The sequence below is a fragment of the Streptomyces taklimakanensis genome, from assembly GCF_009709575.1.
Classification (GTDB): domain Bacteria; phylum Actinomycetota; class Actinomycetes; order Streptomycetales; family Streptomycetaceae; genus Streptomyces; species Streptomyces taklimakanensis.
Genome location: NZ_WIXO01000001.1, coordinates 3,120,533 through 3,135,028 on the forward strand (window position 1 = coordinate 3,120,533; position 14,496 = coordinate 3,135,028).

The window sequence follows — 14,496 nt, forward strand, 5'->3', positions numbered from 1 at the left end:
CGATCCGAGGGGGGCGTCCGCCCCGCCTCGCGGTCCGGGGGAGTTCGATGCGCCCACGACCACGTACGCGCGCGAGACGCGCGGCGTGCACCACACCGCTGCTCGCTCTGGCGGTGCTCCTGACCACACTGCTCCCGGCAGGCGTCGCGCAGGCGACCGACGAGCCCGCGCCCGGCACGAAGGCCGGTACAGAGGCCCGGGTCGAGTCCACCGCCGAGTCCACCGCCGAGCCCGAGCCCAGCGCCGAGCCCGAGCCCAGCGCCGAGCCCGACCCCCGGCCCGAGGAGGAGCCCGGCACGGCGCCCGCCGCCGAGGACTGCGTCCCCCTGCCGCTCGCCCCCTTCGGAGACCCGGGGGACGCGGTGGGCAGGGCGACGGTTCCCGCCGGGGAAGCCTCCTGCCACACCTTCACCGCCGAACGGGCCGGCGCGCACCGCGTCCTGTCGGACGACCGGCACAACGAGACCCACCTCCAGGTCTTCGACGGCGAGAACCAGATCGACTGCCACGACTACACCTACGGCTCCGGCTGGTGCGACCTGCCCCGCGCGGGCTCCTACACCCTGAAGGTCGTCAACGACGGGTGGCAGTCGGACGAGATCGCCGTCACCGTCATCTCCCTCGCCGACACCGACGGGTGCGAACCGGAGACCGGCACCTCCTGGGATCTCGACCCCGTCACCGGCTCCTCGGTCTCCCCGGTCGCCCTCCTGTGCCACCCGTTCACCGGGAAGCCCGGCGAACGGATCCTCCAGGAGGTCCGCACCACCCGGTCCGGCGGCGCCCTGTCCTGGATCACCGACAAGACCGGCACCCGGATCTGTCCGCGCTTCAACGAGGACGACAACAAGGGGTGCGTACTGCCCGGTGAAGGCCCCTACCGGGTCATCGTCCGGGTGACCGCGGCGGAGGGCGGCTTCCCCGCCGAGTACACCCTCAGGACGCGTCGACTGTCCGACCCCGAGGGCTGCGCCCGGGTGCCCGTGAACGCCTACGGCTCCGCGCCCACCACACCGGAGGAGGCCACCGGCTGCAGGATCTTCACCGCCCCGGCCGCCGGCCCGTACGAGGCGCACGAGGTCTTCCCGGGCGGCTCCACCTCCCCGCTCGCCGTGTACGACCGCGCCGGCAAGACCGTCTGCGAGACGTGGAACTCCCCCTGTTCCCTGCCCGCCGCCGGTGACTACACCCTGCTCGCCGACGCCGCGACCCTCGTTCTCGACCGCTCCTCCACCGCCGGCTGCGAGACCGTCGCACTCGGCCGCCACCAGGGCTCCTTCACGGTGGCCGGCGAGGTCGACTGCCTGACGCTGCCCCTGCCCGAGGGCGCCCGGACGGCGATCCTGAGGCCGCTGGGCGGAGCCTCACCGAGCACCAGCCCGATCGTCGTCGACGCGGACGGCGCCCTGCGGTGCGAGGGGAGCGCGCTCTCCAACGGCACCTGCGAACTCACCGGCACCGCACCGTTCCGCGTCCTGGTCTTCGCCGACGACGACAACGCGCCGACCGGCCCGTACACCCTCGCCCTGCACCGCACCGACACCGCGGCCGACTGCCCGGCCGTCCCCGCGGGCGACTTCACCGACACGAGCCCCTCGGCCCGGGTCGCCACCGGCGACGGCGTCTTCTCGCACTGTCTGACCGTCCCGGCCGACGACCACAGCGCGATGGAGAACTTCCAGCTCCAGGCGGTCTCGGGAACGGCCACCGCCGAGTTCTCGGTGCTGGACCCGGACGGGAAGCTGCTCTGCGAGGTGTGGCCCTCCCGGTCCACCTGGACCACCTGCGCCCTCACCCCGGGCGCCGCGCACACGGTGCTGATCACCGGCCGCGACACCGCCGCCGAGTACACCCTGACCCGCCGCGACGTCACCGCGACGGCCGAGGGCTGCACCACCGGCCCGGCCACCCCGGTGGGCGGCCCGTCCACGGGCGGCACCCTCCGAGCACCGGGCATGCTGGTCTGCCGCCAGGTGACCACCGGCGACGCCGGGGACGTCCTCCACCTCGACGTCCGCGACCCGCTCGGCACCGCGAACCTCCTGGCCCACGGCGCGGACGGCGAGACCGTCTGCCGGTACCGGAACGAGGCCTGCGCGGTCACCGGTTCCACCACCTACCAGGTCCTGCTCGGCGTGCCGACGAGCCTGCGGGCCGCCGACTCCTACCGCTTCGACGCCCTGCGCGTCGCCACCGCGGCGGGACCGGCCGACGAGTGCGCGAAGGTGCCGAACGTCAGCTACGGGTACGGCCCGGTCACCGGCACCCTGGACGAGCGGCACACCGCCTTCTGCGCGTCGCTGCCCACCGCCTACGCCGACCGCTTCGACCTGGAGATCAGCGACACCTCGGGAGGCACCGAGACGGCTGTGCCCAGCCTGTACGACGCCGGTCTGGACAACAACTGCACCCTGTTCGTGCCCAGTGGCTACCGGTGCGCCGTGAGCGAGCCGTACACCAGGGAGGTCAGTCCGAGCCTCCTGGTCGTCGGGCTGCCCGAGAAGGCGTCGCGGACGGACTACAGCGTGGAGCTCGTCTGCTCGTCGTCCCCCTGCGGCGTGGAGAAGAGGACCGTCGGCAAGGTGTCCCCGACCAGCGGCACCAGCGGCACCGAGGTCACGATGACGGTGGAGGGCACCGCCCTGCACGAGGACGACGAGGTGGCGATCCACCGGTCCGGCCGGACGGTGACGGCCACCACCACCTCGGTCTCGGCCGACCGCAGGACGCTCACGGCCGTCCTGGACCTGACCGGGGCCGCGGTGGGCGACTGGAGCCTCAGCGTCCACACCCACTACGGGTGGCAGTACGGCAAGGGCACCTTCACCGTCGCCCCGCCCCCGGTGGAGAACACCGCGAAGCCCAAGATCACCGGCACCGCGCGGGTCGGCGCCCTGCTCACCGCCGTCCCCGGCACCTGGACACCGACTCCGGACTCGTACACCTACCAGTGGCGGGCCGACGGCCGGGCGATCTCCGGGGCGACCTCCGCCACCTACCGGGTCCCCTCCTCCCTCCTGGGCGAGAAGCTGACGGTGGCCGTCACCGCCCACAGGAGCGACCGGCCGGACGGCACGGCCGTCTCCGCCGCCCGCACCGTCGCGGCGGCCCCGCGGGACCACGCCGGGACGGGCGGGCGTCCGGACGGTGTGGCGGACATGATCACGGTCAGTACCGGTGGTTGGTTGACGTTCCAGCAGGGGGACGGTGCGGGCGGTTTCTCGGGCAAGACCTCGGCGTTGGGGTGGTCGAACTCGGTGTTGGTGGTCTCGTTCGGGGATCTGGACGGGGATCGCTGCAACGACGTGCTGGTGCGGACGGACGGCGGCGAGTTGCGGGGGTACCGGCCCGAGTGCGGTGATCCGGTGGGGCCGGAGACGCCGTACACGAGCCTGGGCACCGGGTGGAACGCCTATGACGTGTTGACCTCGCCGGGTGACATCACCGGGGACGGGCGCGCCGATCTGTTGGGGCGGCGGTCCGCCACCGGCGACATTCAGCTGTTCGCCGGTCGGAGCGACGGCACGCTGGCGGCGGGTCGGAAGATCCGGTCGGCGTGGACGTCGTACACCAAGATCGTCGGGGTCGGTGATCTGGACGGTGACGGTCACGGTGAGGTGCTCGCCCACCGTGGGGACGGCGCGTTGTTCCGCTACGACGGCACCGGTACCGGTCTGTTGGAGGACCGGGTGCTGTTGGTGGCGAACTGGGGGTTGTCCTACGACACGTTGGTGGGGGTGGGCGACATCACCGGGGACGGGCACGCCGACATCGTGGTGCGTGACCGTGCCGGGGTGTTGTACCGCAACAACGGCAAGGGGAACGGCACCTTCACCGGCCGGTACGAGATCTCCGCCGGCTGGGGAGGCTACAAGGGCCTGTTCTGAGCCGCCGGAGCCGCGAGGCCGGAAGGGCGGGACACGGCGAGGGGCCGGGGAGACGGAAGGACGTCTCCCCGGCCCCTCGCCGTTCGGGCGCGCCACCACGCGCCCGTGGGGAGCCCAACGGGACGAACGGGCCGGTGCCGCGCTCCTCGTACCCTGTCCCCGTGCGATCCCCCCGCCTGCGTCGCGTCGCCGTCCTGGTGCTCGAGGGCGCCAAGCCGCTCGACGTCGGCATTCCCGCGCAGGTGTTCACGACCCGCGCGAGCATGCCGTACGAGGTGCGGGTGTGCGGGGCGGCACCCGGTCTCGTGGCCGGTGGCGACGGCCTGTCGTACCACGTCACCCACGGCCTCGACGCGCTCGCGTGGGCCGACATCGTCTTCGTCCCCGGCTACCGGTTCCCGGATCGCGACGACCCGCCGCAGGCCGTCGTCGACGCGCTGATCGCCGCCCACGCTCGGGGCGCGCGGCTCGCCGCCATCTCGACGGGCGCCTTCGCGCTCGCCGCCACGGGCCTGCTCGACGGCAGGCGCGCCACGACGCACTGGCACTACACGCGGGCGCTCGCGGCGAGACACCCGCTCGTCCGGGTCGACGAGAACGTCCTGTTCGTCGACGAGGGCAGCGTGCTGACGTCGGCCGGGGCCGCCTCGGGCATCGACCTGTGCCTGCACGTTCTCCGCGGCGACCTCGGGGTGGCCGCGTCGAACCACGCGGCACGACGCCTGGTCGCGGCCCCCTACCGCAGCGGCGGTCAGGCACAGTACGTGCCGCGCAGCGTGCCCGAGCCGCTCGGCGAGCGGTTCGCCGCCACCCGCGAGTGGGCGCTGCGCCGGCTCGGCGAGGACCTCACCCTCGAACTGCTCGCCCGGCACGCGGGGGTCTCGCCCCGCACGTTCTCGCGGCGCTTCGCCGAGGACACGGGGTACACGCCGATGCAGTGGGTCATGCGCGCCCGCATCGACGTGGCCCGTGAGCTGCTGGAGCGCTCGCGGCGGAGCGTCGAGCAGATCGCCGCCGACGTCGGTCTGGGCACCGGTGCCAACCTGCGGCTGCACTTCCGGCGCGTCCTCGGCACCACGCCGAGCGAGTACCGACGCACCTTCGCCCGGGGCGAGTAGTCCGCCGGTCCGCGGCGCGATCCTTGCGGACCCTGGCGATCACGCCGCTGTCACGGGCGGACGCCGCGCGTGACGCTGGTGGCGAACCGAAGGGAGACCACCTGTGACCCGCATCGCCATCAACGGATTCGGCCGCATCGGACGCAACGTGCTGCGCGCACTGCTGGAGCGCGACAGCAGCCTCGAAGTCGTCGCCGTCAACGACCTCACCGAGCCCGCCACCCTCGCCCGGCTGCTCGCCTACGACACCACGGCCGGTCGGCTCGGACGCCCGGTGACCGTCGACGGGGACGCCCTCGTCGTCGACGGCCGCCGCGTCACGGTGCTCGCCGAGCGCGAACCGGTGCGGCTGCCCTGGGCCGAACTCGGCGTCGACATCGTGTTCGAGGCGACCGGCCGCTTCACCTCGGCCGAGGCCGCCCGCGCCCACCTCGACGCGGGCGCGGGGAAGGTGCTCGTCGGCGCGCCGTCGGACGGGGCCGACGTCACGCTCGCGTTCGGGGTCAACACCGGCGCGTACGACCCGGCCGCGCACACGATCGTCTCGAACGCCTCGTGCACGACCAACGCGCTCGCGCCGCTGGCCGCGGTGCTCGACGAGGTCGCCGGTATCGAACACGGCTTCATGACGACGGTGCACGCCTACACGCAGGAGCAGAACCTGCAGGACGGTCCGCACCGCGACGCCCGCCGCGCCCGCGCCGCCGCCGTCAACATCGTGCCGACCACGACGGGCGCCGCCAAGGCGATCGGCCTGGTGCTGCCGAACCTCGACGGCAAGCTGTCGGGCGACTCGATCCGCGTACCGGTCCCGGTGGGCTCGATCGTCGAACTGAACACGACCGTCGCCCGCGACGTGACGCGCGACGACGTGCTGGCGGCGTACCGCGCCGCGGCGGAGGGGCCGCTCGCCGGCATCCTCGAGTACTCGGAGGACCCGCTCGTGTCGTCCGACATCACGGGCAATCCGGCTTCGTCGATCTTCGACTCGGCCCTCACCCGCGTCGACGGCCGCCACGTCAAAGTGGTCGCCTGGTACGACAACGAGTGGGGCTTCTCGAACCGGGTGATCGACACGCTCGAACTCCTCGCCACCCGCTGACGGACGCCGGGGCGGGGGCGTTCCGGCTCGCTGCCGAACGGGCCGTCGGGCGCACGGTCCGTTCGGCCCGTCCGAGGAGTATGCTTGAAAGTACCGAGGATACTTCGCGCACCGGCCTCCACGCCCGTGTCGTTTTCGGCGATCGAATACACCGGGTCGGTTGCGACCGGCCCGGGGCAGGGCCCGCGTCATGACTGCGACCGTCCACCACCCGCCGACACTCGAAGACCGTTCCTCTCCTCCCCCACGCCTGTCACTGGTTCCCGTCGGCTCCGCGTCGGGGCCGCTGGACGGAGCCTGGTGGCCGCGCTCCCGCGATCTGGGGGCGGAGCTCCCGGCACTGACGGACGTGCTCGATCCGCTGTGGGGGCGGATCACCCGGGCCACGGTGAACCCCACCCACTGGCCGGTCGTCCCGCGCAAGGTGCCCGTCGCCGGACACGTGGTGAAGGTGGGCTGGTTCCTGGCCGAGCAGGACCCGCACGGGCTGCTACTCCTCTCGTACCACGCGGACTACTGGAACCTGCTGGTGGTTCCGCCGCAGACGACCCCCGTCTCGGCCGCCTGGCTGATGGCCGCCGCGAGCGACCCACTGGGTACGTCGACCGCGAGCCGGTTGATGGAGCAGGCGGCGCACCTGCGGACGGTGGCCGAGACCGACCGGGCCGTGGAAGCGGTCTGGGACTCGGAAGGGGGCACGAGGCCAACGGTTCCGGCCGCACGTCCACGGACCCCGGCAGTCACCGCCACGATGCCGGAACGGCCGAAGGCGACATGAGGCCCGCAGGGACCCTCCGCGTCCGCGGCCGTGGTCCCGGCGACGACCGCTCGGGGCGCGTTCCCCGTCCACCTGCTCGACTCGTGGCGCGGTGAACGCATCGCCGTCTCCCACGCCGGCTGCCCCGGGCCCGGCGCATCCCCGTACGGCCGGGCCGGCCACCGTGTCCGGCGGACTCCGGCCGCCGGACCGGCCGTTCACCCCGTCACCGCGCACACCCCGTACCGGCGTATGCCACGAGGGCCGATCCGGTCCTGCCTCACGGCGTTCCACGACGGGCCGTCCGAACCGAGGAGCCCATGGCCCTTCCCCAGTTGAACGTCTACCGGCACGACCGCGGCACCCGTGCACTGATCACCTTCGCGGGAGAGATCGACCTGGTCACGGCCCCGCTGGTGCGCGCCGCGCTGGCCGAATGCTTACGTGACGGCATCCGCGTCGTCGACGTCGACCTCACGGCGGTCTCCTTCTGCGACGGCAGCGGACTCAACGCGTTCCTCGCGGCGTCCCGGCTCGCCGCCGATGCCGGAACGACCCTGCAACTGCACTACCCGCCGCCGACCATGGCCCGGATCACCGAGATCACCGATTCCGGCTTCCTGATCCACCCGGTCCACATCGCTCAAGCACCGTCGCGCCGGACCCCCGCTCCCGCGGGCGGTGCGCCGTGACGCCGCGGGCCCCGGTCCTCTCCCTCGGACCGCGCGCGGCCGTCCGCCCGGACCGACTCGCTCATGGGAGCCACGCCCAGCGGGCCGGCCGGTGGTCTGCGGATGGCCGCCCCGGAGCACGCCGCCGGTGGCCGAGCGGGCGCCCGGCTCCGGGCTTGCTCCGCGCACCCACGGGTCCGGCGGCACCTCGGGAGAGCCGCGGAGCACCCCGGAGACGCCTCTGGAAGCCGCTCGAAGCCGGCTGGGGGCCGACCGGGACGGAATGACGACGAGGCCTCGCCCCGACCGATCGGGGCCTCGCGTCTGCCCTGCTGGGCGGGTGCGGAGGATTACGAGATTCGAACTCGCAAGGGGGTGCCCCCAACACGCTTTCCAAGCCTGTGGGTGGTCCGCTGGCAGTCGTCCAGGGCCGTTCACCTGCATCTACGCCCGTCCGGCGGCGCTTCCCGGACGCCACCGCCGCACCGAGCTGAACGGGTGCGGACATTGGCGAATGAGACGGAAACTGAGACGGTCGACGCTGCGCTGACCTGGGGCGGAGGCCCATGAGCTACAGACCGCGAAGAGCCTCGTAGAGGCTGTCGTAGGCACTCCAACAGTCGATACTGCCATCCTCGTTCAGGCTGCCCATGTATCAGTCCTCTCGTCGACCGGCTTCACCAGGCACAGTTCATGGAACCGCAAGATGATCTGGGGGCAGAGCCGTTCCTCCTTCCCCGGCTGGCCCAACCACGTCACCGCGCGGTCGGTGCTGAGCACCACGGCCTCGCGATCGCCGGAGACGTCGCGGATCTGTTCCAGAGTCCACCCTGTCGGTAGCTGCGCGCCTGCCATCACGTGATGATGACAGCCACTGAGCTGCGACTCTTTCCTCAGAGCACCGCTTTAGGAGTTCGATGCTGCGGCCTTAACGTTCGGTTGGTACGGCATCTGATCTGATGCCTTAGTTCGGCTGGATTCGCTGGTGTCCGGCCTCGTTGATGTCTGCTGTGGATGTCAGCAGCGGCCCGGCGACTCAGGACGCCTGATCCGTTACACCACGCGGATCCGCAGTCCGGTTCCGTCACTTCCGACCGAGACGGCCTGGTGCGGGCCGCTCGTAGCTGCTCCTGTGGCGACCGATGCCCATGCATCGCGAAGCCGGTGAGCCCTTCGCATGTAGGCGCTGATTCTTCCCTCGCGAAGATTTTCGTACATTCCCTTTTCGACCCCTCTAAAGATTTCAAGAGAGGCGCCGTTAGGAAGTGGCATGGAATATTTGACGCCAACAAACCGGTGTGAATCAATATTGGACTCGGAGCTTACGGTGAAAGTCTGCCAGTCCGGGGCTAGGTCGTCTAAAGGTAGGTGCTGATAATCTGCGATTCTTGGTGAGGTAAATTGCGACGCAGAAGTATTGTCGCCCGCGAATCGCAGGACGGAGTGAGCTGCATTTCTCGCAAGAATGCGAAATAGCCACTTTTTCCCATCCTCGGGCACCTGGAAAATGATGGGAAGTTCCCCCAGGCTTGCCTCATACTCAGCACGTGCGGCCGTCAATTCAGCATCATTGGGCTCGAATTCCACAGATCCGAGATGTTCTTGCTGCCGTGCATAAAACTGTTCGAAGGTAGGCTTGCCTGACGTCCACTGCTGAGGACCGGGATCGTCGGACAGTAAGGCATCGAGTTCTTCAGGTTCGCCCTCCCATAGGTCGTCATTTCCAGGGGGATCGAGTACGTCAATGGAGACGCCAGCCGTGGACAGGCGAGATGCAACGATCAAGCTCGGCAAGGTTCGAGACCCTACCTCAATGGAACCTACTTGAAGAGAAGCTGTGGCCAACTGCTTACGAGAATGGTAGGCGTTACCGTGGGTTCCTTTGCACTCCAGGACATAGACCTTGCACCCTGAATTTCGGCTTCCGACACGACGGCCGACCAAGAAATAATCGGGGCGCATTGTTGCCCTGTTCTTCTGTCGAACTAGGCCCACCCCTTCGATGAATCCAGCTGCGAGTGCGACGTCCACGTCAACGCTCGAAAACAGCCAACCAGGGTATTTCCGCTCAAGGATCCTCTTTGCCACTACAAGGGCCAAGCCAACGCCGAGTTGCTCTGACTGTGCAACCTTATGATGGTGCACTATATCGGAGCCCGCCCGGGATAGGGCCAAGATCTGCTTTTGATTGCTCCTGAGAGTGGCACAGTAGCGTACATGTGCCCAGTGGCGTGCTATGTCGGCGAAAGGTGAAGCGGTAACGAATGTAGTAGCCAAGCCTAATTCGCGCAGTACTTCTGCCGGGCTTGATTCGATCCCGGTGAATAAGTCGGACGGAATTGCGTAGACTGGCTTTCGGTAGAGTCCGGAAGCCCCGCGTTTCGGTCCGACGCGCTCTCGGGCTTCCTTTTCGACCTCTTCTGCTAGTTCCGGTGTCGAGCTAACAATGAGCTTGGAAGGCGTTCCCAGCTCGCGTACTAAAGCACTGAAGTCGAGATGCATGCTTCCCCCAAGTGCGTAGCACTACTTGAGCAGATCGACCGTAGATGCCGAGACGGGCCAGCACAAGACCGCCTGCCGCGATGCCAGCGGGCCTTGGGCGCTGAGATACGGCCGGGCGAACGAACGCGAGGACTGGATCGGCTGCTAGAGAAGAGTGATGGGCACCGCGCGGTCATTGATCACCGGCGGCCGTGACCTGTGGTCGCCTTACTGATCAACATCATGACCTGCTGCTGAACTGTCAGCAGTTGTCTATGTTGGTCATCGTTGAGCACCCCCCCCCCACGGCCCGAGGACAACCCGGGGGCGCTCTGGCTATCAGGGGTGGCGACCACTCAGCACCTCCTCTTTTGCGCATATGCGGGTCTGAAAACCGATCGATATCCTATGATTGAGGTGTTTGCGGATAGAGCACTGCTGGGCTAGCTGGGGGTGGCACTTGACTGGTGATGAACAGTTGGACGGGGCCGATGAGCGATTCGCTTGGCTAACCCCGGGGCAGCCCATCCGGCACCAATACGTCCAAGATCAGCCGCGCCAAGATGTGGTTCTGCATGCGGGGCGCTTGAACGTCGAGCACGAGGGGCGAAAATTCGAAGCAACCGGGAATCTTACGTGGCGCTGGAATCCACGTCCCCAAGTTTTCTATACGGCCTCCTCCATGCAGTACGGGCGCTACGAAATCAAGCACAATCTTGGGAATGTAAGCGATGTCGTCGTGCGTCCAGCGCAAGATGGCATAGTGCCGCAGTCGCCTTTCGAAGAGATGCTGGAAGAGGAGTGGGTGTGGAAGGCGGACGGCCGCATTTCCGATATGGTTATCGGAGGGGAGCGGGATATTGAACGTGTGACATTCTCGCTCCCTAATTTTCCTGACATTCATGGCCTGCCCCTGTCCTCGGGCGGGGCTCACTGGATGGGCCGTCTGCTGCTCCCTATGAGAGAGTGGGACCTTGTACTAGACTCAGTTGCGCCGCCGAGTCGGGTGTATAAAGACCTGCGGCGTGAGGGCGGATATGCAGTCACTCACGTTGGCGAAATCCGGAAGCGGGATGGCAGTGTTTTCTCCACTTCCCGGGCCGAAGAGGTAATTGAGTACCTGCGATACGTGCTTAGCTTTGCGTGTGGGCGTTGGACGGCGCCCGTGCTGAGCGTCGGCTATCAGAGGGACGGAACACCTGTCTGGGCTGACTGGAGGGCCTACAGGGTCACTCCATGGTCAGGAGGGCACACGCTCGTCGACCCTGTTAACGCTGAGATACTTGGCGGGCTCATCGCTTGCACGGACTCGGCGTGGCCTGACTCGTATCGCAAAGACGTATTCCAGTACGCCGTCAATTACTACATTGATGGATGTGCAGGAGATCCCATCGAGTTGGCGACCTCGACCTTTCAGGCTGGCTTGGAATTGCTTTCTTGGGCTGTGCTCGTTGAGGAATTGCAGCTCGTTTCACGCAGGGATTATCGGCCGTCGGCAAATCCTGCGCACAAAGTTATTGGGCGCATGCTGAGTCATTGGAATGTCGACATCAATGTGCCAAGTCACATGCCATCTCTAGCTGAAGCGGCCGTGTCGGATACTGCGAATCCCTGCAAGAGCGGTCCGGAGATCATAACTCGGATGCGCAACGGTGTAATCCATCCGAAGCGGCGTATCGGTGCCCGACGTTACGATGTGGAGGCGTGGATTGACGCTTGGCAACTTTCGCAGTACTACTTGCTACTCGCGACTCTGGCTTACGTCGGGTATGAAGGACCATTTCGCAGTCCGATAGCGGAGAATAAATACGCTGGAGTTGTGGATACGGTTCCTTGGGGGCTGTAAGAAACACGGTGAGTTTGCGGCTTCCTGAGGTCGGCGGAGCGGCTTTGGGCGGGAGCTGCCTTGGGGCGAGAGATCGGGGCCCGTACGCTGGCCCGCGAAATCGGGCTGGCTCCTGGCCTGCCCGCAAGTGCCCGATGTGGGCCCCGATCTTCGAGGCTCGCCCCAAGGTGGCTGCCTAAAGCCGTGGAGCCGACCGCCCCAGCCACCGACCAGCCCTGGCAGCAACCCGGGCCGCGCGCGGCGAGCGGCAGCGAGCCGCCTTGAACCCGTAGAGAAAGTTGTTACTCAGGCTTCGGTGGTGATGCGCCAGAGTGGGGCGTCGTATTGCTCAGGGCGGCTGGTGAGCAGGAGGTCTCTGAGGTACTGACGCTGGGTGCCGTTGATGCCGAGGGCTTCGGTGATGCGGCGGAACGTCGTGTGGGTGATGCCGCGGGCGCGAGCGTCGGCCTCGAACTGGTCGAGTTGACTCAGGGCGGCGTCGGGATTGAGCTGGGCTGGTGTGTGGCCGTTGAGCCATGCGGCCTTGTTGCGCTCGTAGTCGATCTCCGAGAAGCCGCAGATGTCGCGGCTGTGCTGCTCGGCCTCGTCGAGGTCGGCTTCGTGGACGGTCGGTCCCTCGTCGGTGAGGGGAACGGGGAGTCCGGCGTCTCGTACCTCGCACAGTCCGCGTACGCCGCGGGCGGTGGCGGCGAGCATGGCGGTCGCCTCGGAGGGGTGCCAGTCCAGGACGCTGCCGAGTGCTGCGGTGTGCTCGGCGGTGAAGGTGCACACCAGGGCGCCGAGTCGGTCGCGCAGATCGTCGGCGGAGATCTCGCCGTCGAGTCCGGGGCCTGCGATCAGCAGGCGGACGGGTGCGTTGATCTGGCAGCAGGCGGCCAGGGTGAGGGCGTCGCCGAGCGGGCTTTTGAGGGTGGGCTCGTCGCCCTGGCGCTCGGCCTCCGGCAGGGTGAGGCGTTGGGCCTCCAGTGGGAGGACGTGGACCTGGACGCGGGCTATCTGCGCATCCGCCGGAGCCGTCTCCGGCCGAAGTACCGGCACGGGTGTGGCGACACCTGCGGCAGGATGGCCGGCTACTGCCCTCAGCGCGAGCAGGTGCGGCGCGAGCACAAGACCACGAAGTCCCGTGCCGGTCGCCGCACGGTCGGCCTGCCCGATCCGCTCATCAAGATCCTGCGCCGGCATCGCGACACGCAGGAGGCGGAACGGCTTGCGGCGGGCTCGGCCTGGGAGGGCAAGGGCTACGTCTTCGCGTCTCCGACCGGTGGGCCGCTGAGCCCGAACACCGACTACCACGTCTGGAAGAAGCTCCTTCGGGACGCGGGCGTGCGGGACGGCCGGCTGCATGACGGTCGCCACACCGCGGCGACCGTCCTCCTGGTCCTCGGCGTCCCCGATGTCGTCGTGGACGCGATCATGGGGTGGGAGCCCGGCGGAGCGGTTCGGATGCGAGCCCGCTACATGCACATCACGGGGCCGATGCTGCGGAAGGTGGCGCAGCAGGTCGGCGACGCCCTCTGGGAGGTCCCGGAGGGAGATTGAGACGGAGCACAACGAAGGCCCCGACCGTGACCGGTCGGGGCCTTCCGTCTGCCTTGGTGGGCAGGTGAAACGCCTACGAGGTCGAGAAGCGTGCCGTTACAACTGTCAGCGGGCGACGGCGACGAGCACAGCCAGCAGCGCCACCATCGTCGTAATGCCGCCCATCGCGGCCTGGACCGGCCCGTTCAGCGTGGGGCGAGAACACACCAGCGCGCCGAGCGCAAAGGCCACAAGCAGCGTCAGAACGACGACCACCATGGCGAGCACAAGATTGTTCAGAGTCATCAAACGTCCCTCTCAGTAGTCGTGCGGTCGCACGTACTGGGGTGTGCGTGAAGTTCACCCCTTCCGTGGGCTGCGGAGGTCTCCGGCAGCACGGCGAGAATGGGGGACGTGAGGGTTAGCGCCGCAACCCTCATATGACCTGCGGTTTTGGTAGCGGATCCAATGATCTGTGAGGGCCCTACACCCTTGAACGGTTAGGCGCGCAACTCCCTGCCTGGTGTGCTTGCTCACGTCGGCGACGGCCTGTCCGCACTGGCCGGCTGTACTCCGATCGTTGTTGGTGGCAAGGGGCCGTGTAGATCCTGTCGAGCACGGAGAGGACTGCTCGATGTGCAGCAGGCGTCGTGATCATGATCAGGGCCCCAGAAACGTCCTGGCGCGAGTTCGGTACCCGCTGCAGGACCGACTGAGACGGGCGAACGCCAGAGGGCCGGACCGCTGACGCGGTCCGGCCCTCTGAGCTGGCGGAGGATACGAGATTCGAACTCGTGAGGGGTTGCCCCCAACACGCTTTCCAAGCGTGCGCCCTAGGCCTCTAGGCGAATCCTCCGCCGGAAACATTACATGACGCGGGGGAGTGGTCGCGAACCCGATGCCCGGCCGGCTTCCGTGGCCTGCCTCACGGTCCGCGACGGCCTCCCCGTGGTCCCGAGCACCGCCCGGTATCCGGTAGGCTGGGCGCAGCCCCTCACGTGGCGCCATCTCGCTGAACTCCCCCAGGGCCGGAAGGCAGCAAGGGTAGGTGAGCTCTGGTGGGTGCGTGGGGGGCGCTGACGTTCCCGGGCCCGGTTGTCGGTGCGGGCCGATATC

Annotated in this window: 10 protein-coding genes, 2 tRNA genes, 1 other RNA gene and 1 pseudogene; 8 read left to right on the forward strand and 6 right to left on the reverse strand. The window is 68.2% G+C overall.

What is annotated here, in order from left to right; translation table 11 throughout:
- Nucleotides 1-113: 113 nt before the first annotated feature.
- From F0L17_RS27560 to F0L17_RS13630, 5 genes are all read left to right on the forward strand, one after another.
- Nucleotides 114-3,887 carry an FG-GAP-like repeat-containing protein gene (locus F0L17_RS27560; protein ID WP_338018078.1) on the forward strand — a complete coding sequence of 1,258 codons (3,774 nt, stop codon included), beginning with the start codon at nt 114-116 and terminating at the stop codon, nt 3,885-3,887.
- Nucleotides 3,888-4,048: 161 nt separating this feature from the next.
- Nucleotides 4,049-5,005, forward strand: coding sequence for a helix-turn-helix domain-containing protein (locus F0L17_RS13615; protein WP_162466168.1), 957 nt, complete (start codon nt 4,049-4,051; stop codon nt 5,003-5,005).
- 103 nt (nt 5,006-5,108) lie between these two features.
- A complete protein-coding gene (gene gap, locus F0L17_RS13620; protein ID WP_162466169.1) occupies nt 5,109-6,107 on the forward strand; it encodes a type I glyceraldehyde-3-phosphate dehydrogenase in 999 nt (332 codons plus the stop codon).
- A 190-nt stretch (nt 6,108-6,297) separates the two neighbouring features.
- Nucleotides 6,298-6,885 (forward strand): DUF5994 family protein, encoded by a 588-nt coding sequence (locus tag F0L17_RS13625; protein ID WP_155071284.1) that lies wholly within the window; start codon nt 6,298-6,300, stop codon nt 6,883-6,885.
- Between the two features lie 299 nt (nt 6,886-7,184).
- Nucleotides 7,185-7,556 (forward strand): STAS domain-containing protein, encoded by a 372-nt coding sequence (locus tag F0L17_RS13630; RefSeq protein ID WP_155071285.1) that lies wholly within the window; start codon nt 7,185-7,187, stop codon nt 7,554-7,556.
- 320 nt (nt 7,557-7,876) lie between these two features.
- On the opposite strand, the gene F0L17_RS13635 is transcribed toward F0L17_RS13630, so the two are convergent.
- From F0L17_RS13635 to F0L17_RS13645, 3 genes are all read right to left on the reverse strand, one after another.
- A tRNA-Ser gene (locus tag F0L17_RS13635) sits at nt 7,877-7,985 on the reverse strand.
- A 189-nt stretch (nt 7,986-8,174) separates the two neighbouring features.
- Nucleotides 8,175-8,390: a hypothetical protein gene (locus F0L17_RS13640; RefSeq protein ID WP_238419368.1), complete on the reverse strand. Its 216-nt coding sequence runs from the start codon at nt 8,388-8,390 to the stop codon at nt 8,175-8,177.
- Nucleotides 8,391-8,588: 198 nt separating this feature from the next.
- Nucleotides 8,589-9,329, reverse strand: a complete 741-nt coding sequence (locus tag F0L17_RS13645; protein WP_155071286.1) for a hypothetical protein — start codon at nt 9,327-9,329, stop codon at nt 8,589-8,591.
- 1,369 nt (nt 9,330-10,698) lie between these two features.
- Between F0L17_RS13645 and F0L17_RS13650 the strand changes: the two genes are divergently transcribed.
- Complete coding sequence (locus F0L17_RS13650; RefSeq protein ID WP_155071287.1) at nt 10,699-11,862, forward strand: YopA family protein; 1,164 nt, start codon at nt 10,699-10,701, stop codon at nt 11,860-11,862.
- Nucleotides 11,863-12,147: 285 nt separating this feature from the next.
- Here F0L17_RS13650 and F0L17_RS13655 read toward each other — a convergent pair whose 3' ends face one another.
- Entirely contained in the window at nt 12,148-12,858 is a 711-nt protein-coding gene (locus F0L17_RS13655) for a DUF1152 domain-containing protein (protein WP_162466817.1), read from the reverse strand.
- On the opposite strand from F0L17_RS13655, the pseudogene F0L17_RS13660 reads away from it, so the two are divergent.
- Nucleotides 12,778-13,401, forward strand: a pseudogene (locus F0L17_RS13660) (site-specific integrase); the annotation flags it as partial. The gene F0L17_RS13655 and the pseudogene F0L17_RS13660 overlap by 81 nt on opposite strands.
- A gap of 105 nt (nt 13,402-13,506) precedes the next feature.
- Here the strand turns inward: F0L17_RS13660 and F0L17_RS13665 are convergent.
- Nucleotides 13,507-13,686 (reverse strand): hypothetical protein, encoded by a 180-nt coding sequence (locus F0L17_RS13665; RefSeq protein WP_155071288.1) that lies wholly within the window; start codon nt 13,684-13,686, stop codon nt 13,507-13,509.
- Between the two features lie 462 nt (nt 13,687-14,148).
- Nucleotides 14,149-14,236 (reverse strand) — tRNA-Ser (locus tag F0L17_RS13670).
- A 129-nt stretch (nt 14,237-14,365) separates the two neighbouring features.
- Here F0L17_RS13670 and ffs point away from each other — a divergent pair.
- Nucleotides 14,366-14,464, forward strand: an RNA gene (gene ffs, locus F0L17_RS13675) — signal recognition particle sRNA small type.
- Nucleotides 14,465-14,496: the final 32 nt, after the last annotated feature.

Coding starts and splice junctions, on each gene's coding strand:
- F0L17_RS13650 (WP_155071287.1), top strand. CDS start 10,699: ATGCAGTACGGGCGCTACGAAATCAAGCACAATCTTGGGAATGTAAGC.
- F0L17_RS13625 (WP_155071284.1), top strand. CDS start 6,298: ATGACTGCGACCGTCCACCACCCGCCGACACTCGAAGACCGTTCCTCT.
- F0L17_RS13630 (WP_155071285.1), top strand. CDS start 7,185: ATGGCCCTTCCCCAGTTGAACGTCTACCGGCACGACCGCGGCACCCGT.
- F0L17_RS13640 (WP_238419368.1), bottom strand. CDS start 8,390: ATGGCAGGCGCGCAGCTACCGACAGGGTGGACTCTGGAACAGATCCGC.
- F0L17_RS13665 (WP_155071288.1), bottom strand. CDS start 13,686: ATGACTCTGAACAATCTTGTGCTCGCCATGGTGGTCGTCGTTCTGACG.